Below are 18,878 nucleotides of genomic sequence, written 5' to 3'. Positions count from 1 at the left end.
CGGCGGTCGGGAGCGTGCCGCCGGACGGACCGCGTCCGGCGGCACGGGGGGTTACTGGTCCTGCGGGTGGTGGGCCGGGATCGGGGGGAGCTCGCCGGTCTGCTCGTAGGCCGAGAGCATGTCGATGCGGCGGGTGTGGCGCTCCTCGTCGGAGTACGGGGTCGCGAGGAAGGCCTCGATGAAGGCGGTGGCCTCGTCCTGGGTGTGCATGCGGCCGCCGACCGAGATGACGTTGGCGTTGTTGTGCTCGCGGCCGAGCTTGGCGGTCTCCACGCTCCAGGCGAGGATGGCGCGGACGCCCTTGACCTTGTTGGCGGCGATCTGCTCGCCGTTGCCGGAGCCGCCGATCACGATGCCGAGGCTGTCGGCGTCCGCGGCGGTCTTCTCCGCGGCCCGGAGGCAGAACGGCGGGTAGTCGTCCACCGCGTCGTAGATGTGGGGCCCGCAGTCGACGGGCTCGTGGCCGTTGTTCTTGAGCCAGTCCACGAGGTGGTTCTTGAGCTCAAAGCCGGCATGGTCGGATCCGAGATACACGCGCATGGGTCGAGTGTGGCACGGGTGACCTCGAGGGAGGTCGGAGGGGTGTCGCATAAATCACTTCTAAACCTCAAGTAAACCCAAAGAACGCAGACGGGAGGGGCCGGGACCTTGATCCCGGGATGGGGGCCTTGGGTAACCATCGGAAGAAGGTCTTCCGTCCTGGCCGGAAATCGGGTTTGAATGCCGGAACTCTCCACCCGAGAACCAAAGGATTCGTCCATGAGCACGACGACGACCCTTCAGAAGGCAGGCGACCCGACCGGCGAACCCGGTTCCGCCCAGCCCTCCGACGGTCTCAAGGCCGGTCTCAAGAACCGCCACCTTTCCATGATCGCCATCGGCGGCGTCATCGGCGCCGGCCTGTTCGTCGGCTCCGGCGGCGGTATCGCCAAGGCCGGCCCCGCGATCCTGATCTCGTACCTGCTCGTGGGCGCGATGGTCGTCTTCGTGATGCGGATGCTCGGCGAGATGGCCGCCGCCAGCCCGAACTCGGGCTCCTTCTCCGCTTACGCCGACCGTGCGCTCGGCCGCTGGGCCGGCTTCTCCATCGGCTGGCTCTACTGGTTCTTCTGGGTCGTCGTGCTCGCCGTCGAGGCGACCGCCGGCGCGAAGATCCTCGAGGGCTGGGTCCCGGCCGTCCCGCAGTGGGCCTGGGCCCTGATCGTGATGGTCGTCCTGACCGCCACCAACCTCGGCTCCGTCGCCTCCTACGGCGAGTTCGAGTTCTGGTTCGCGGGCATCAAGGTCGTCGCCATCGGCGCCTTCGTGGTCGTCGGCATGCTCGCCGTCTTCGGCGTGCTGCCGGGCTCGGACAACCCGGGCGCGGGCTTCGCCCACCTCACCGACGCCGGCGGGTTCATGCCGAACGGCTGGGGCTCGGTCCTCACCGGTGTGCTGATGGTCGTCTTCTCCTTCATGGGCAGCGAGATCGTCACCCTGGCGGCCGGCGAGTCCGAGGACCCGCGCCGCGCGGTCACCAAGGCCACCAACTCGGTGATCTGGCGCATCGGCGTCTTCTACCTGGGCTCGATCTTCATCGTCCTGACCCTGCTGCCCTGGAACGACGAGTCGATCGTCAAGAAGGGCTCCTACGTCGCCGCCCTGGACTCGATCGGCATCGCGCACGCCGGCCAGATCATGAACGTGATCGTCCTGACGGCCGTCCTGTCCTGCCTGAACTCGGGCCTCTACACGGCCTCCCGCATGGCGTTCTCGCTGGGCGAGCGCGGTGACGCGCCCAAGGCCTTCGCCAAGACCAGCAAGAACGGCGTTCCCACGATCGCCATCCTGGGCTCGGTGGTCTTCGGCTTCATCGCCGTCTACTTCAACTACACCTCCCCGGACACCGTCTTCAACTTCCTGCTGAACTCGTCGGGCGCCATCGCGCTCTTCGTGTGGCTGGTCATCTGCCTGACCCAGCTGCGGATGCGCGGGATCCTGATGCGCGAGGCCCCGGAGAAGGTCACCGTCAAGATGTGGCTCTTCCCGTACCTCACGTGGGCCACCGCCGCGATGATCACCTTCGTCCTCGGCTACATGGTCTACGACAAGGACAACCGCGAGACGGTGCTGTACTCCCTGCTCGTCGCCGCCGTCGTGATCGCGATCGGCGTGGTGCGCAACGCCCGCCGCAAGAACGAGCTCGTGGCCGAGGCCGCGGCCGACGCCGTCACCGACGCCGCCTGACCGGCCCCGCACACGGCAGCAGCCCCGGACCGCCCTCTCGCGGTCCGGGGCTGCCGCGCAGGCGCCGGAAGGGAATTCCGTACGGGGTCAGCCGCGGCGGCCGGCCAGCTTCCAGGCGGCCGGCAGCGCGCCCATGGCCAGCGCGGCCTTGAGCGCGTCGCCGATCAGGAACGGGGTCAGGCCCGCCGCGACGGCGGCGGAGAGGGACATGCCGGTGACGGCCATCAGGTACGGCACGCCCACCGCGTAGATCACGGCCGAGCCGAGCACCATCGTGCCCGCCGTGAACAGCACCGAGCGGTCGGCGCCGCGCCGCGCGAGGGCGCCGGCGACGGTGGCGGCCAGCAGCATGCCGAGGACGTAGCCGAAGGAGGCGCCGCCCGCGCCGGCGGTGCCGCCCGCGAACCACGGCAGGCCGGCCGCGCCCAGGGCGGCGTACAGGCCGAGGGCGAGGAAGCCGCGGCGGGCGCCGAAGGCGGTGCCCACGAGCAGGGCGGCGAAGGTCTGGCCGGTGACCGGGACGGGCGAGCCGGGTACGGGTACGGAGATCTGCGCGGCCAGGCCGGTGAGCGCGGCTCCGCCGACGACGAGCGCGATGTCGCGGACGCGGCTCGCGGGCAGCAGGTCGGCGAGGACGGCGCCGGGCCGGAAGGAGACGGAAGCAGTGCTCATGAGGGGGCTCCGCGGGGTGGTGATCGACGGGACACCGTGACGCTAGTGCGCGCCGACGCGCCGCCCCACCGTCGGCCGGGACAAAGGCATACTGTCCGGTTTGGTGGGGACCACACAAAGGCCACGTCTTACACCTGAGTTGAAGTGATCCCCATCACGGGGAAGATCCGGCCACACATCCTTTTTGCTCCTATGGGATCCCTCCGGCCAGACTGTAGGGTCCCGCCAATCCCTTGCGCAGCCCCCATCGCCGCTTGGCCGACCGAGAGAGTACGAGCATCTCCTCATGCGCGACTCATTGCCCGAACCGTCCGTCACCGAGGGCGGTCTGCCCCCGGAACCCCTGAGCCACAGTCTCAAGCAGCGCCACCTGACCATGCTGGGCCTCGGCGGCGTCATCGGCGCCGGCCTCTTCGTCGGCTCCGGCGCCGGCATCGGCATCGCCGGACCCGCGATCATCTGCTCGTACCTGCTCGCGGGCGCGCTCGCGATGCTGGTGATGCGGGCCCTCGGCGAGATGTCCGCCGCGATGCCCGCCTCGGGTTCCTTCTCCGTCTACGCGGAGAAGGCCCTGGGGCGCTGGGCCGGCTTCTCGGCGGGCTGGCTGTACTGGTTCCTGCTGGTCGTGGTGCTCGCCGTGGAGGCGACCGGCGCCGCGAAGATCGCCCACGGCTGGCTGCCGTCGGTGGACCAGTGGGTGTGGGTGCTGCTGTTCATGGTGGTGTTCACCGTCTCCAACCTGGCGGCCGTGCGGAACTTCGGCGAGTTCGAGTTCTGGTTCGCCGCGCTCAAGGTCGGCGCGATCGTGCTGTTCCTGATCCTGGGCACCCTCGCCGTCTTCGGGCTCCTGCCGGACACCGACCCGGTGGGTCTGGACAACCTGACCGGCCAGGGCGGGTTCTTCCCCAAGGGCATGGGCGGCGTGATCGCCGGCATGCTGGCGGTCGTCTTCGCCTTCGGCGGCCTGGAGGTCGTCACCATCGCGGCCGCCGAGTCGGACGACCCGGCCCGGTCGGTGTCCCGCGCGGTGCGCAGCGCGGTGTGGCGCATCCTCTTCTTCTACGTGGGCTCGATGCTGGTCATCGTGACCCTGCTGCCCTGGGACTCGCTCAAGCCCGGCGAGAGCCCGTACGTGGCCGTGCTGGACTCGATCGGGATCCCGGCGGCCGGGCAGATCATGAACATCGTGGTGTTCGTGGCGCTGCTGTCGGCGCTGAACGCGAACCTGTACGGCTCCTCGCGCATCATCTTCTCGCTGGCCGAGCGGGGTGAGGCGCCGAAGGCGCTGCTGAAGGTCTCGGGCGGCGGGGTGCCGCGACGGGCGGTGCTGGCCTCGGTGGTCTTCGGTTTCGCCTCGGTGGTGCTGAACCTGCTGTGGCCGGACACGGTGTTCCTCTACATGCTCAACGCGGTCGGCGCGGTGCTGCTGTTCGTATGGGTGCTGATCGCGGTGTCGCAGCTGCGGCTGCGGCCCCGGCTGGAGCGGGAGATGCCGGAGCGGCTGACCCTGCCGATGTGGGCGTTCCCGTACCTGACGTGGGCGGCGCTGCTGGGGATGGCGGCGGTGCTGGTGCTGATGCTGTTCGACGACTCGGCGCGGCCGCAGCTGCTGTGGTCCTCGGGCGCGGCGGCGGTGGTGCTCCTGGTGGCCGGGTACCGGGAGCTGCGGGCGCGGCGGGGCTGAGCACCCGTCATCCGCGGACGCGCGACGAGAACGGCCCGGGACTTTGCGTCCCGGGCCGTTCTCGTTGCGTGCGGGCGGCGGTCACGGCGCGTGAGCCGAGTGTCCGGATGCTGAACGGTCAACGTCCGATAAACGGACGGTCGGCAGACTGGGCCCATGAGTCAGAGCACCATCACGCCTCCCGAACTGCGGCCGTCCGCGCCCGGATCCCCCCTCGGCAGCGGCCTCAAGCAGCGCCACCTCTCGATGATCGCCCTCGGCGGCGTCATCGGTGCCGGCCTCTTCGTCGGCTCGGGCGCCGGCATCGCGGCCGCGGGACCCTCGATCGTGCTCGCGTACGCCGTGTCCGGTGTGCTGGTGCTGTTCGTGATGCGGATGCTCGGCGAGATGTCGGCGGCCGATCCGGCGTCGGGCTCGTTCTCGGTGCACGCCGAGCGGGCGATCGGCCCCTGGGCCGGGTTCACGGCGGGCTGGATGTTCTGGACCCTGCTGTGCGTGGGCGTGGCCATCGAGGCCATCGGCGCGGCGCACATCATGACGGGCTGGTTCCCGGGCACCCCGTCGTGGCTGTGGGTGCTGGTGTTCATGGCCCTGTTCTGCGGCAGCAACCTGGGCGCGGTGCGCAACTTCGGCGAGTTCGAGTTCTGGTTCGCCGCCCTGAAGATCGGTGCGATCGGGCTGTTCCTGACCCTGGGCGTGCTCGCCGTCCTGGGCCTGCTGCCCGGGACCTCCTCCCCCGGCGCCGCCAACCTGCTGCACGACGGCGGGTTCCTGCCCAACGGGGTCGACGGTCTGCTCGTCGGCGTGCTGGCCTCGGTCGTCGCCTACGGCGGCCTGGAGACGGTGACCATCGCGGCGGCCGAGTCCGACGACCCGGTGCGGGGCGTGGCCAAGGCCGTGCGGACCACCATGTGGCGGATCGCGATCGTCTACGTCGGCTCGATGCTGGTGGTCGTCACCCTGCTGCCCTGGAACGACCCGTCGGTCACCGGCCAGGGCCCGTACGCCGCGGCCCTGGACCACCTGGGCATCCCGGCGGCCGGCCAGATCATGAACGCGGTCATCCTGATCGCCCTGCTGTCCGCGATGAACGCCAACATCTACGGCTCCTCGCGCATGGCCCACTCGCTGGTCTCCCGGGGTCAGGGCCCGAAGGCCCTGGGCAAGGTCTCGGGCGGGGTGCCGCGCCGGGCGGTGCTGGCCTCCTCGGGCTTCGGGTTCGTCACCGTCCTGCTGTCGTACTGGTACCCGGACACCCTGTTCGCCTGGCTGCTGAACATGGTCGGCGGGGTCATCCTCATCGTCTGGGGCTTCATCGCGGTCTCGCAGTTCGTGCTGCGCCGGCGGCTGGAGCGGGTGGCCCCCGAGAAGCTGACCGTGCGGATGTGGGGCTTCCCCTATCTGACGTGGGTGTCGCTGGCCGGGGTGGCCGGGGTGCTGGTGCTGATGGCCGTGGGCGAGGACACCCGCTCGCAGGTGCTGTTCACCGGCGGCCTGGCGGTGGCCCTGGCGGCGACCGGGTACCTGATGCAGCGCCGGGCGGCGCGCCGGAACTGACGGCCCGGCGGCTCCCCGGCCCCCTTCGAGGCGGATCCCGTGTGCGACCACGGGGTCCGCCTCTCTTCGTACCCGGGCCCCTTACGCGTGACTCGGAATAGATACTGCTAGCGTGCAGTTGCGCATTAATTGCAATAAGCGATTGGCACGCCGAGGGGACCGGATACACGCATGGCCATCTACACGCTTCCTGAGCTTCCTTACGACTACGCGGCGCTCGAACCGGTGATCAACCCGCAGATCATCGAGCTGCACCACGACAAGCACCACGCGGCCTACGTCACGGGCGCCAACACCACGCTGGAGCAGCTGGAGGAGGCGCGCGAGAAGGAGAACTGGGGCGCCCTCAACGGGCTGGAGAAGAACCTGGCCTTCCACCTCTCCGGCCACATCCTGCACAGCATCTACTGGCACAACATGGCCAGCCCGAAGACCGGCGAGGGCGGCGGCGAGCCGACCGCGGCCGACGGCGTGGGCGACCTCGCCGACGCGATCACCGAGTCCTTCGGCTCCTTCGTCAAGTTCAAGAAGCAGCTGACCTTCGCGTCCTCCGCGACGCAGGGCTCCGGCTGGGGCGTGCTGGCGTACGAGCCCGTCAGCGGCCGCCTGGTCGTCGAGCAGGTCTACGACCACCAGGGCAACGTGGGCGTCGCGAGCACGCCGATCCTGGTCTTCGACGCCTGGGAGCACGCCTTCTACCTGCAGTACAAGAACCAGAAGGTGGACTTCATCGAGGCGATGTGGAACGTCGTCAACTGGCAGGACGTGGCCCGCCGCTACGCCGACGCCAAGGCGAACACCCCGCTGCTGATCCCCGTCAAGGGCTGACCGGCACCCCTGATCCGCCCGCCTCGTGATCGTCTTCTCAGCCTTCGCGTGCGGGCGTGGTGAACGGAAGACCCCCGTGAGGACATGACTCACGGGGGTCTTCTGTGTGCGGGGGCGCGGACTACTCGAAGGACGGGCCCTTGGTGCGGGTGCGCTTGATCTCGTAGAAGCCCGGGGTGGAGGCGACCAGCAGCGTGCCGTCCCACAGGCGGGCGGCGGCCTCGCCGCGCGGGGCCGGGGTGACGACGGGGCCGAAGAAGGCCACCTCCTCGCCGTCGGCGCCGGGCACGGAGATCACCGGGGTGCCGACCTCCTGGCCGACGCGCTCGATGCCGTCGTTGTGGGAGTCGCGCAGCACCTGGTCGTACTCGTCGGAGTCGGCGTAGGCGAGCAGCTCGGCCGGGAGGCCGACCTCCGCCAGGGCGTCGGCGATGACCTCGCGGGTCGCACCCCGGTCCTCGTTGTGGATCTTGGTGCCGAGGGCGGTGTACAGCTTGCCCGTGACCTCCTCGCCGAACTTCTGCTGCGCGGCGACCACCACGCGCACCGGGGCCCAGCCCTTGGGGCCGAGGAGCTCGCGGTAGCGCTCGGGCAGCTCGTCGAGCTTGTCCTCGTTGAGCACCGCCAGGCTCATCACGTGCCAGCGGACCTCGACGTCACGGACCTTCTCGACCTCCAGCATCCAGCGGGAGGTCATCCAGGCCCAGGGGCAGAGCGGGTCGAACCAGAAGTCGACCGGGGTCTTCTCGCGCACCTGGGTGTCGGTCATGTCTCTCCTCGGGTCACGTGCGGCGTCTGCGTCAGGTTCCTCCTGCCCAACCGGGCCGAAGCCGCCCGCATTCCCCCCGTGGGAGGATTCGGCCGAAGAAGCGATCACGCACGAAGGAGTGCTTACGTGCCCGGTGAGAATCTGTCCCGCGACGAGGCCCGCGCACGGGCCGAGCTGCTGTCCGTCGACGGGTACGAGGTGGTCCTCGACCTGAGGTCCGCCGTGGACGAGGCCGAACCGGCCGAGGGTCCCCGTACGTTCCGCTCGGTGACCACCGTGCGTTTCCGTGCCGCGGCACCCGGCGCCTCCTCGTTCGCCGACCTCATCGCCCCCTCGGTGAACGCGGTCACCCTGAACGGGCGCGCCCTGGACCCGGCCGTCGTCTTCGACGGCGCGCGCATCGCCCTGGACGGGCTGGCCGCCGAGAACGTCCTGGTCGTCGACGCGAACTGCGCCTACAGCCGGACCGGCGAGGGCATGCACCGCTTCGTCGACCCGGAGGACGGCGAGGTCTACCTCTACACCCAGTACGAGCCGGCGGACGCCCGGCGGGTGTACGCGAACTTCGAGCAGCCCGACCTGAAGGCCCCCTACCGCTTCGAGGTGACCGCCCCCGAGGGCTGGACCGTGTGGAGCAACGGGGCGGAGGAATCCCGCGAGGGCGGGGTGTGGCGGTTCGCCGAGACCGCGCCCATCTCCACGTACATCACCTGCGTGGTGGCGGGCCCCTACCACTACGTCACGGACACCTACACGCGCGGGGACCTGACGATCCCGCTGGGCGCGATGTGCCGCAAGGGGCTGGCGAGGCACTTCGACGCGGACGACGTGTTCCTCGTCACCAAGCAGGGCTTCGACCTCTTCCACGAGATCTTCGACTACCCCTACCCCTTCGGGAAGTACGACCAGGCCTTCGTGCCCGAGTACAACCTGGGCGCCATGGAGAACCCGGGCATGGTGACCTTCCGCGAGGAGTACATCTTCCGCGGCAAGGTCACGCAGGCCTCGTACGAGCGGCGCGCGAACGTCATCCTGCACGAGATGGCGCACATGTGGTTCGGCGACCTGGTCACCATGAAGTGGTGGGACGACCTGTGGCTGAAGGAGTCCTTCGCGGACTTCATGGGCTCCTTCGGGCTCGTCGAGGCCACCCGCTTCGACCAGGCCTGGGTCACCTTCGCCAACAACCGCAAGGCGTGGGCCTACCGGGCCGACCAGCTGCCGTCCACCCACCCGATCACGGCCGACATCCGTGACCTGGAGGACGCCAAGCTGAACTTCGACGGGATCACCTACGCCAAGGGCGCGTCCGTCCTCAAGCAGCTCGTCGCGTACGTGGGCCGGGAGGCGTTCCTGGACGGCGCGCGGCGCTACTTCAAGGCGCACGCGTACGGGAACACCACCCTGGACGACCTGCTGTCGGTACTCGGCGAGGTCTCCGGGCGGGACATGGCCGAGTGGTCGCGCGCCTGGCTCCAGACGGCGGGCGTCAACTCGCTCACCCCCCAGGTCACCACCGACGCGGCCGGCCGGCTGACCGAGCTGGCCGTGGTCCAGGAGGGCGAGGAGCTGCGCCCGCACCGGGTCGCGGTGGGCCTGTACCGGCTGGAGGCCGACGGTTCGCTGGTGCGCTACGCGCGGGCCGAGGCCGACGTCGCGGGCGTGCGCACGGTGGTCGCGGAGCTGGCCGGGCTGGAGCGCCCCGACCTGGTCCTGGTCAACGACGACGACCTCACCTACTGCAAGATCCGCTTCGACGAGGCCTCGCTGGCCACGCTCCGCGCCCACCTGGGCGACCTCACGGACCCGCTGGCCCGCGCCCTGTGCTGGTCGGCGCTGTGGAACCTGACGCGCGACGCGGTGATGCCCGCCCGGGACTTCCTGTCGCTGGTGCTGGCCCACGCGGGCCGCGAGAGCGACGTCGGCGTGCTCCAGCAGCTGCACGCGCAGGCGCTGAGCGCGGTCACCCACTACTCGGCGCCCGGCCGGCGCGAGCAGGGCGGCCGGGAGCTGGCGGCGGGTGCCCTGCACGAGCTGCGGCTGGCCGAGCCGGGCTCCGAGCACCAGCTGACCTGGGCCCGGTTCTTCGCGGCGAGCTCGGCCAGCGAGGGCGACTTCCAGCTGCTGCTGGGGCTGCTGGAGGGTTCGGCGCGGATCGACGGGCTGGAGGTGGACCAGGAGCTGCGCTGGGACTTCCTGCTGCCGCTCGCGGCGCACGGCGTGGTCGACGAGGCCGTACTGGCGGCGGAGCTGGTCCGCGACGACACCGCTTCGGGCAAGCGGCACCAGGTGCGCTGCCTGGCCGCGCGGCCGTCGGCGGCGGTCAAGGACCAGGCGTGGGCGGTGGTGGTCGAGTCGGACACGCTGTCGAACGCGCTGGTCGAGGCGACCATCAGCGGGATGCAGCAGCCCTCGCAGCGGGAGCTGCTCGCGCCCTACGCCGACCGGTACTTCGAGGTCATCGAGCGGATCTGGGCGCAGCGGTCGATCCAGATCGGCATGGACGTGGTGAAGGGGCTGTACCCGATGCTCCAGGACTCGGCCTCGACCCTGGAGGCGACGGACGCCTGGCTCGCCTCCCGTCCGGACGCGGCCCCCGCGCTGCGCCGCCTGGTCCTGGAGTCCCGCGACGACCTGGCCCGAGCCCTCCGAGCCCAGTCCCGCGACGCCTAGCCGGTGGGGCTCCGCCCCGGACCCGCTGCGGGTCCGGGGCGGAGCCCCTGGCGCCATCGGCAGTCGAACGCCCGTACTTTAGCCCCGGCTTGTCCGGATTTGTCGACGAGCGTGTAACAGGCGTTAGCAAGGCCATGGCCTGAGGGAATCACCGCGTCATGAACCAGAACGCGCCCCTCCCCCTCGCCCACCTCACCGCCAGCCGCCCCCGCGTGCTGACCCTCGCACAGCTGCGCGAGCACGGCGTCAGCGCCAGCGAGGCCGCCGGCCGGCCGTGGCAGCAGGTGCTCCCCGGGGTGTTCCTGCTCCACTCCGGCCCCGCGACCAGCGAGGAACGCCTCCACGCCGCGCTCCTGTACGCCGGCCGGCGGGGCAACGGCGAGGCCATGATCACCGGGCTGGCCGCACTCGCGCTCTACCGCTTCTCCTCCACCCCCGCCCTGCTCGGCCTCCCGCACATCGACGTCCTCGTCCCGAACACCCGCCGGCTGCGCTCCACCGGCGATGTCCGCATCGTCCGCAGCCACACCCCGCCCCGCCCGCTGGAGGTGACGGGGGTGCCCGTGGCCCCGGTGGCACGGGCCGTCGCCGACGCCGTCGCACAGCTTGACGACGCCGAGACCGTCCGCGGCCTCCTCAGCGAGGCCGTCCGCGCCGGACACTGCGAACCGGCAGCCGTCGTAAGGGAGCTGACGGTGGCGCGGCTGCTGAACCGGCCGCACGTGATCGACGCCGTCGAGTCCCTGCTCGCCGAGGGCCGGGCCATCGCCGAGGACCGGCTGTACCAGCTCGTACGGGGCTACGAGCTCCCGGAGCCGGTCTGGAACGTGGACCTGCGGCTGCCCGGCGGCCCGCACCTCGGCGGGGTGGACGCGTACTGGCCCGAGCAGGCCGTGGCCGTCGAGATCGACACCCGGGCCCCGCGCCAGGGGGAGGACGAGGACTGGGCCGAGGCCGTCCGCAAGCGGGAGACCCTGGAGCGGCTCGGCGTGACCGTCCTCTACCTGACCCCGCGCAAGCTGCGCGACTGGCCCGAGCAGCAGGCCGCGGTTGTACGGACCGCGCTGACGGCGTCCTTCGACCGCGAGCCCGCCGCCTACCTGGTCGTACTGCCCCGGTGAGGGCCATCCGGGAGGGCCGGGTTCGCCGGGGAGTACTCGGGGGCGCTCCAGCGCAGCCGACCCTGATGCAGGCTCTCCACCACCGCCTCCACCCGGAACCGGACGCCGCGGCTCCCGTCGGCACCGAACTCGGTCCGGGCCCGCCCGCTCAGCTGGAGCAGCCCGCCGCCCTCCCAGTCGGGGAAGAGCAGTCCGGCCCGCTCGTCGAGGGCCAGGTTGCCCAGGGTCAGGAACATCGCGTTGCCCGGATAGTCCGGCCAGCGCAGCTCGGTGGGCGAGAGCACCTCCACGAAGCCCGGCATCCCGCCCCGGTGGCTCGCGTCGGCCCCGCCCGCGCCGGCGGTGGCCACGAAGAAGGTGTCGGCGCCGCGGACGGCCCGCTCCTGGCCCGGGGTGAGCGCCCCGGAGCGCCGGACGATCCCCGGCCCCTCGGCCACGAGCTCCAGGGGCTCCCGCTTCTGCAGGTACTTCGGGCAGTTGGAGAAGACCTCCTCGGCCGTCACCGCGAAGCCGCCGGCCGTCACCGCGAGGGTGCCGTTGAGCCGCATCCGGCGCCGGGTGCGCGGGTCGAGGGCGATCGTGCCGACCCGGGTCCCGCCGGCGGCCAGCGCCCCGGCGAGGGGGTCCCCGTCCGGCAGGCCGCCGCGGACCGCGATCCGGTCCGGCCCGGTGGCCCGTACGAAACCCGGCGCCCCGGTGAGCAGCGAGGCCCACAGCCGCCCCGCGCCGTCGGCGGCGCCGACGACGAGGTGGGGCTGGAGGGCGAGGAAGGCGGCCGCCACGTCCCGGATGCCCGGGCCGATGGAGCGGCCGACGTGTTCGGCGAGCTCGCGGACGCCGACCCGTTCCTGAACGGCCAGCGAGCCCTTGTGATACCGGTCCATGACGGCTCCCCTTCCTTGAGGGCCTAGAAGAATCCGCAGGTCGGAGCACCTGTCGTGGGGGCGGGAGCGCCCTCGGCGCCGGTCGGCACGGAGATCTCCAGCCGGGTGCCGTCCGGGTCGTGGAAGAAGATCCCGCCGGAGGCGGCGCCCTCGCGGTGGGCGACGACGCCCTCGTAGGCGAAGTCGACGCCCAGGCCGCGCAGCCGCTCCTCGTACGCCCGGACGTCCTCGATCGCGCCGGCGGAGAAGGCCAGGTGGTGCAGCCCGGCCGCCTGCGGCGCGTACCGGTCCTCCGCCTGCTGCCAGAGGGTGAGGACGAGCTCCCCGTCCCGGCCCAGGAAGGCGAAGCGGCGGCCTTCCTCCTTGCCCTCGCCGAGGAGCTCGAAGCCGAGGGCCTCGCGGTAGAAGGCGAGCGAGCGGTCCAGGTCGGTGACGTTGAGGCCCACGTGCCCGGTGCGGAGGGCGCCGGCGGCGGTGGTGGTCATGAGGGTTCCTTTCCCCGAGGAATGCCGGCCTGCCCGGCGTTCTAACCTTCTAAATCGAGATTAGAGGTTAGAGATCGGCGCGTCAACCGGTCACGTACCCTTAAGGGGTTAGCGGCGCGAGGAGGCGGACATGACGGCAGTACCGACGACGGACCCCCGTCCGCTCACCGGGGAGCCGCTCGCCCTCGATCTGGTGAACACGCGCTGGAGGCCGGAGGGCGTGCCCACCGATCTCTTCGCCGGGGCCTTCGGCCTGAGCCGGCTGGAGGGGCTGGCCCTCTGGCTGCGGAGCACGGGGCTGGACGACCGCTTCCGCGCCGACAAGTCGACCCTGGTCCACCTGCTGACCGCGCGCGAGGCCCTCGCCCGCGCCGTCGCGGACCCGGCCGACGCCGGGGCCCGCCGGCTGGTCGACGCCGTGCTGGAACACGGCCGCATCCGGGCCACCCTCACCGACGAGGGCCCGGGCGAACGGGCCGAGTTCGACGACCCTTCCTGGGGACCCGCCTGGACCGCGGCCCGCAACTACCTGGAGCTGCTGGGGTCGGCGCCCGACCGGATCCGCAAGTGCGCCTCGGAGACGTGCATCCTGCACTTCCACGACACCTCGCGCAACGGCACCCGGCGCTGGTGCTCGATGGCGGTGTGCGGAAACCGCGCCAAGGCCTCACGTCACTACGCGCGCACGCGCGAGCGCTGAACGGTCGGAATCTGTCACACCCGGGGTGAGAACCGATCCCGACACACCCCGGTTACACGGCCTGTAAGTCGATAAATCCACTCCTTGACCGTCGCGACTCGCCCCGGCTTGCCCCGGCATGTTCCCGATGGCGGAAACTCCACCCTGGCGAGTGTCCGCCATGTCAGGTCTCGGTCAATGACAACCCTCCCCAAACAGCTGTCACTTGCGCAAAGCTGACCGGTCATCCGGCACCGAAATCCGGACCGTATCGATCTCTAGCCAGGGATGCTGATGACCCTCGAATCCCCCAGCACCACCGGGGCCATACCCGGCGCCCGGCGCGCGGCCCGCGTCGCGGCGGCCGCGGGCCTGGTGGCCGCGCTCTGCGCCACCGGCGCCGTACCCGTCTTCGCGGCGACCGGCGACAACCCGTCGGCCCCGGCTCCGGCCAAGTCGGCCGACCAGAAGCTCGGTTCGGCGGACGCCGAACTGCTTCAGGAGGCCAAGGCCAAGGGTGACGCGACCGTCACCGTCATGGTCGCGACCGCCCCGGGCCAGACCAAGCAGGTCTCCGACCAGCTGCACGCCGTCCAGGGTGCTTCGGTGGGCCAGACGTACGACAAGCTCGGCTACGTCCGCGCCACCCTCCCGACCGACAAGGCGGAGGCGGCGCTGAAGGCGGCCGCCAAGCTGGAGTCGGTGCACGGCATGGACCTCAAGCAGGAGATCCAGCTGCCGGACCCGCGCCCGGACTCGGGCAAGGACGGTGCGGGCCAGAAGACCGCCTCCGAGACCTACCCCGGTCCGGACAAGAACACCCCGGCGAAGAACCCGTACAACCCGTCCTTCGAGACCGGTGCGGTGGACTTCGTCGCGAAGAACCCGCAGGCCGACGGCCGCGGGGTCACCATCGGCATCCTGGACTCCGGCGTCGACATCGCCCACCCGGCGCTGCAGAAGACCACCACCGGCGAGCGCAAGATCGTCGACTGGGTCACCGCGACCGACCCGATCCTGGACAACGACGCCACCTGGCGTCCCCAGGTCACCCCGGTCACCTCCGCCGGCGGCACCTTCAGCGCGGGCGGCCAGAGCTGGAAGGCCCCCGAGGGCACCTTCCAGTGGAGCCGCTTCAGCGAGTCGATCACCGCCAACGGTGACATGAAGGGCGACGTCAACCGGGACGGCGACACCACCGACAAGTTCGGCATGCTGTACGACCCGGTCGCCGGCACCGTCCGCGTGGACACCGACCAGGACGGTGACTTCACCAACAACGAGCCGATGAAGCCGTACAAGGACGGCTACCAGATCGGCTACTTCGGCACGGACAACCCGGCCACGGACGTCGCCGAGCGGATCCCCTTCGTGATCCAGATCCGCAAGGACGTCCCGATGGACCCGTTCGGCGGGGACTGGGTCGGCAAGAAGGCCGACTTCGTCAACATCGGCATCATCGAGTCCGAGCACGGCACGCACGTCGCGGGCATCACCGCCGCCAACAGCCTCTTCGGCGGCAAGATGAACGGCGAGGCGCCCGGCGCGAAGATCGTCTCCTCGCGCGCCTGCTCCTGGTCCGGCGGCTGCACCAACATCGCGCTGACCGAGGGCATGATCGACCTCGTCGTCAACCGCGGCGTCGACATCGTCAACATGTCGATCGGTGGTCTCCCGGCGCTGAACGACGGCAACAACGCCCGTTCCGAGCTGTACAAGAACCTCATCGACACCTACGGCGTCCAGCTCGTCATCTCGGCGGGCAACGAGGGCCCCGGCGTCAACACCATCGGCGACCCCGGCCTCGCCGACAAGGTCATCTCGGTCGGCGCCGCGGTCTCCAAGGAGACCTGGGCCGCCAACTACGGCTCCGGCGTGACCAAGAAGTACAACATGTTCCCCTTCTCCTCGCGCGGTCCGCGTGAGGACGGCGGGTTCACGCCCACCATCACCGCCCCCGGCGCGGCCATCAACACCACCCAGACCTGGCTGCCCGGCAGCCCGGTCAAGGAGGCGGGCTACAGCCTGCCGGCCGGCTACTCGATGCTCCAGGGCACCTCGATGTCCTCGCCGCAGGCGGCGGGCGCCAGCGCCCTGCTGATCTCGGCCGCCAAGCAGGCGAAGATCGCCCTGCCCCCGGCCAACCTGCGCGTGGCGCTGACCAGCACCGCCAAGAAGATCGACGACGTCCCGGCGCACGCCCAGGGCTCGGGCCTCATCGACATCAACAAGGCCTGGGAGTCGATCCAGCGCGGCGCCAAGGCCAACGAGTTCACGGTCAAGGCCCCGGTCGACACCGCGCTCGACCAGTTCCTGAAGACCCCGGGCTTCGGCACCGGCCTCTACGACCGCGAGGGCGGCCTGAAGGTCGGCCAGAAGAAGGTCTACGACGTCGTCGTCACCCGCACCACCGGCCCGAAGTACGGCACCCGCCACAACCTGAGCTGGCGCAACAACGACGGCACCTTCAAGGTCGTCGGCGGTGGCGGCTACGACTACGTCACGCTGCCGCTGAACAAGCCCGTCACCATCAAGGTCGAGGCCAACGTCAAGTCGGCCGGCGTCCACAGCGGCATCCTGCAGCTCGACGACCCGACCACCGAGGGCATCGACAAGCAGATCCTGGCCACGGTCGTCGCCTCCACTCCGCTGGCGCAGCCGTCGTTCTCGCTCTCGGACACCTCCTCCGTGCAGCGCAACAGCCACAAGTCGTACTTCGTGACGGTCCCGCAGGGCGCCAAGACCCTTGAGGTCGCGCTCGGCGGTCTCGCCGCGGACAGCCAGACGCGCTTCATCTCGATCCACCCGTACGGCACGGGCGTCGAGGACAGCGCCACCACCCAGTGCTACCCGAACTACAACAACCCGGCGAACAAGTGCCGCCCCGACCTGCGCTCCTACGACAACCCGCAGCCGGGCGTCTGGGAGATCGAGGTCGAGTCGCGCCGTACGTCGCCGCTGCTGGACAACCCGTTCAAGCTGGACGTCTCCGTCCTCGGCGCGGGCTTCGACCCGGCGGTCAAGGTCCTCCCCGAGGTCAAGCAGGGCACCCCGGCCCCGGTCCAGTGGACCGTGAAGAACACCGGTGCGGCCATCTCCGGCGGCAAGCTCCAGGGCGGCCCGCTCGGCTCCGCGAAGGTCGACAAGCCGACCATCGCCGCCGGCGAGACCAAGACCACCGAGGTCACCGTCGGTGAGGGCGTCTCCCGTCTGGACGTGGGCATCAACCACACCTCCGACGCCGCCGCCGACCTCGACCTCGAGGTCTACAAGGACGGCGTGAAGGTCGCCTCCTCGGCCGACGGCGACTCGGACGAGTCCGTGAGCATCGACAAGCCCGCCGCCGGTACCTACACCGTCAAGGTGATCGGCTACGCGGTCCCGTCCGGCTCCACCACGTACGACTACCGCGACGTCTACTTCTCCTCGGCCCTGGGCACCGTCCAGGTCGACGAGGCCGCCGCGGTCAGCCTCGCCACCGGCGCCTCCGCGCAGGTCTCGGCGAACGTCCTGGTCTCCGCCGCGGCCCCCGAGGGCCGTCAGTTCTTCGGCCAGGTCCAGCTGCTCAACGGCCGCGGCACCGCCGCGGGCACCGGCAGCGTGCAGATCGACAAGGTCACCCCGTAAGGGCGTGAACTGAACGCATGACGAAGGGGCGGGCGCTCGATGAGCACCCGCCCCTTCCGCACGCCCCCCTCGGGCCGCTACATCACTTCCCCAGCGAGCTCAGGTCCTGCGCGTAGGTACCCACCGCGTACGCGATCACGTCGAGGTTGGTGTCGAACGCCTTGAGGTCCAGGTTCTTCAGGGTGTCCCCCGCCCCGTGGTAGTTCGGGTCGTACGGGGCCCCGGCGGTGCCGCCGTAGCGCTTGGCCTGCTCGGCGGTCTTGATGCCCTCGGCGCCGGTGAAGGTGCCGCCCGCCGGGATGCCGTTCTCGATGAACGGGCCGTAGTCGGAGCGGCCGTCGAAGTCGCTGCCCTCGTGCGGCTTGCCCTTCCGGTCCAGGAAGCCGTTGATCAGCGACTCGATCTGCGCCGAACCGGCCGGGCCCGCCCCCGCGCCCGTCTTGTCGGAGTCGTCGCCGTCGTAGACGAACTGCACCGGGTTCGGCGAGGCGATCATGTCGAAGTTCAGGTACAGCGCGATGTCCTTCTTCTGCTTCTCGGACAGCTGCGCCACGTAGTGCTCCGAGCCCAGCAGGCCCAGCTCCTCCGCCGACCACCAGGCGAAGCGCACCTTGTTCGCGGGACCCTTGCCCTTCTTGTTGGCGCCCTCGTCGGCGAGCTTGAGGGCCACCTCCAGGAGGCCGGCCGAGCCGGAGCCGTTGTCGTTGATGCCGGGGCCCTCGGGGACGGAGTCCAGGTGCGAGCCGAGCGTGACGACGCGGTCGGCGCGGCCGCCCCTGGTCTCGGCGATCACGTTGCGGGTGGTCTTCTTGACGTGCTCCTGGTCCAGGTCCAGGCGCACCTTCACCTCGCCCTTCGCGGCGGCCGCGGTCAGCGCCTCGCCGTCGGCCAGGGTGATGCCCGCGCTGGGGATGATCCCCTCGGAGGGGGAGGAGAACCCGCCGCGCACGGGGTTGGTACCGCTGTGGTTGTAGACGATCACGCCGACCGCGCCGGCCGCCGCGGCGGCCCGCTGCTTCTCCACGAAGGTGCAGGCACCCCGCTTGACCAGGGCGATCTTCCCCGTGAAGGCGCCGGCCGGGTAGTCGTCGGCGGTGCAGCCGGGGGTCTCGTCGACCCGGGCCAGGGCCAGCGGGGCGGTCAGTCCGCCGGCCGGGGTGGACTTGGTGAAGGTGAAGGCGGCGGTGGCCAGCTCGCGCGGCTGCTCGCCGAGGACGGTGGTCTTCTCCGTCTTCGTGTGCGCCTCGTAGATGTCGAAGTCCTGGTACGAGACGTCGTAGCCGGCCTTCTTCAGGGTGTCGTGGACGTAGGCGGCGGAGGCGGCGTGGCCCGGCGAGCCCGCGGCCCGGTTGCCGCCGTTGGCGTCGGCGATCTGCTGGAACTTCGCCAGGTGGCGGTAGGCCCCGCGCGCGGTGACCTCCTCGACCAGCTCCCTGGCGAGCTTCCCGTCGCGCGGGTGGGCGGCCGCCGGGGTGGCGGTCAGCAGGACGGGCGCGGCGACGGCGGCGGCCGCCAGGGCGGCGAGGGCCGGTATGGACCGGCGGTGGTGGCGGATGGTCCGCATGGTGGTGTTCCCCCCGGGGTGTCCGGTGTTTCGGTCTCTGGTGCGCCGCGTCCGGATAACGATCACGGCTGAAGGGACGCTAACCGGCTCCGACCAGGCAAAACGGACG

14 protein-coding genes are annotated in these 18,878 nt (G+C 70.8%); 8 read left to right on the top strand and 6 right to left on the bottom strand.

All coding sequences use genetic code 11. The features are described 5' to 3' along the window. Positions 1-51: 51 nt before the first annotated feature. Positions 52-540 (bottom strand): ribose-5-phosphate isomerase, encoded by a 489-nt coding sequence (locus tag ABT403_RS30025; RefSeq protein ID WP_344156235.1) that lies wholly within the window; start codon positions 538-540, stop codon positions 52-54. Positions 541-759: 219 nt separating this feature from the next. On the opposite strand from ABT403_RS30025, the gene ABT403_RS30020 reads away from it, so the two are divergent. Then, the gene (locus tag ABT403_RS30020; RefSeq protein ID WP_344156238.1) at positions 760-2,226 is read left to right on the top strand and encodes an amino acid permease; all 1,467 of its coding nucleotides are present in this window, start codon (positions 760-762) and stop codon (positions 2,224-2,226) included. An 87-nt stretch (positions 2,227-2,313) separates the two neighbouring features. Here the strand turns inward: ABT403_RS30020 and ABT403_RS30015 are convergent, their stop codons facing one another. Further along, complete coding sequence (locus ABT403_RS30015; RefSeq protein ID WP_344156241.1) at positions 2,314-2,898, bottom strand: biotin transporter BioY; 585 nt, start codon at positions 2,896-2,898, stop codon at positions 2,314-2,316. Between the two features lie 286 nt (positions 2,899-3,184). Here ABT403_RS30015 and ABT403_RS30010 point away from each other — a divergent pair, with 286 nt between their 5' ends. From ABT403_RS30010 to ABT403_RS30000, 3 genes are all read left to right on the top strand, one after another. Then, entirely contained in the window at positions 3,185-4,582 is a 1,398-nt protein-coding gene (locus ABT403_RS30010) for an amino acid permease (protein WP_344156244.1), read from the top strand. Positions 4,583-4,738: 156 nt separating this feature from the next. Beyond that, positions 4,739-6,139, top strand: a complete 1,401-nt coding sequence (locus ABT403_RS30005; RefSeq protein WP_344156247.1) for an amino acid permease — start codon at positions 4,739-4,741, stop codon at positions 6,137-6,139. A 171-nt stretch (positions 6,140-6,310) separates the two neighbouring features. Then, positions 6,311-6,967, top strand: coding sequence for a superoxide dismutase (locus ABT403_RS30000; RefSeq protein ID WP_344156250.1), 657 nt, complete (start codon positions 6,311-6,313; stop codon positions 6,965-6,967). 121 nt (positions 6,968-7,088) lie between these two features. On the opposite strand, the gene ABT403_RS29995 is transcribed toward ABT403_RS30000, so the two are convergent. Further along, entirely contained in the window at positions 7,089-7,736 is a 648-nt protein-coding gene (locus ABT403_RS29995; RefSeq protein WP_344156253.1) for a mycothiol-dependent nitroreductase Rv2466c family protein, read from the bottom strand. 126 nt (positions 7,737-7,862) lie between these two features. Between ABT403_RS29995 and pepN the strand changes: the two genes are divergently transcribed. Then, positions 7,863-10,409 carry an aminopeptidase N gene (gene pepN, locus ABT403_RS29990; RefSeq protein WP_344156256.1) on the top strand — a complete coding sequence of 849 codons (2,547 nt, stop codon included), beginning with the start codon at positions 7,863-7,865 and terminating at the stop codon, positions 10,407-10,409. Positions 10,410-10,567: 158 nt separating this feature from the next. Further along, complete coding sequence (locus tag ABT403_RS29985; RefSeq protein WP_344156258.1) at positions 10,568-11,530, top strand: hypothetical protein; 963 nt, start codon at positions 10,568-10,570, stop codon at positions 11,528-11,530. Here the strand turns inward: ABT403_RS29985 and ABT403_RS29980 are convergent. Beyond that, positions 11,506-12,414 (bottom strand): pyridoxamine 5'-phosphate oxidase family protein, encoded by a 909-nt coding sequence (locus ABT403_RS29980; protein ID WP_344156261.1) that lies wholly within the window; start codon positions 12,412-12,414, stop codon positions 11,506-11,508. The genes ABT403_RS29985 and ABT403_RS29980 overlap by 25 nt on opposite strands. Positions 12,415-12,437: 23 nt before the next feature. Next, positions 12,438-12,899, bottom strand: coding sequence for a VOC family protein (locus ABT403_RS29975; RefSeq protein WP_344156264.1), 462 nt, complete (start codon positions 12,897-12,899; stop codon positions 12,438-12,440). A 130-nt stretch (positions 12,900-13,029) separates the two neighbouring features. On the opposite strand from ABT403_RS29975, the gene ABT403_RS29970 reads away from it, so the two are divergent. Continuing rightward, positions 13,030-13,599, top strand: a complete 570-nt coding sequence (locus tag ABT403_RS29970) for a CGNR zinc finger domain-containing protein (protein ID WP_344156267.1) — start codon at positions 13,030-13,032, stop codon at positions 13,597-13,599. A gap of 273 nt (positions 13,600-13,872) precedes the next feature. After that, positions 13,873-17,205: a S8 family serine peptidase gene (locus ABT403_RS29965; protein WP_344156270.1), complete on the top strand. Its 3,333-nt coding sequence runs from the start codon at positions 13,873-13,875 to the stop codon at positions 17,203-17,205. An 82-nt stretch (positions 17,206-17,287) separates the two neighbouring features. Here ABT403_RS29965 and ABT403_RS29960 read toward each other — a convergent pair whose 3' ends face one another. Next, the gene (locus ABT403_RS29960; protein WP_344156273.1) at positions 17,288-18,769 is read right to left on the bottom strand and encodes a M28 family metallopeptidase; all 1,482 of its coding nucleotides are present in this window, start codon (positions 18,767-18,769) and stop codon (positions 17,288-17,290) included. Between the last annotated feature and the right edge of the window lie 109 nt (positions 18,770-18,878).

The organism is Streptomyces sp. NPDC000075 (assembly GCF_040301925.1).
GTDB classification, from domain to species: domain Bacteria; phylum Actinomycetota; class Actinomycetes; order Streptomycetales; family Streptomycetaceae; genus Streptomyces; species Streptomyces polychromogenes.
This window is presented reverse-complemented; position numbering and strand designations above follow the sequence as displayed.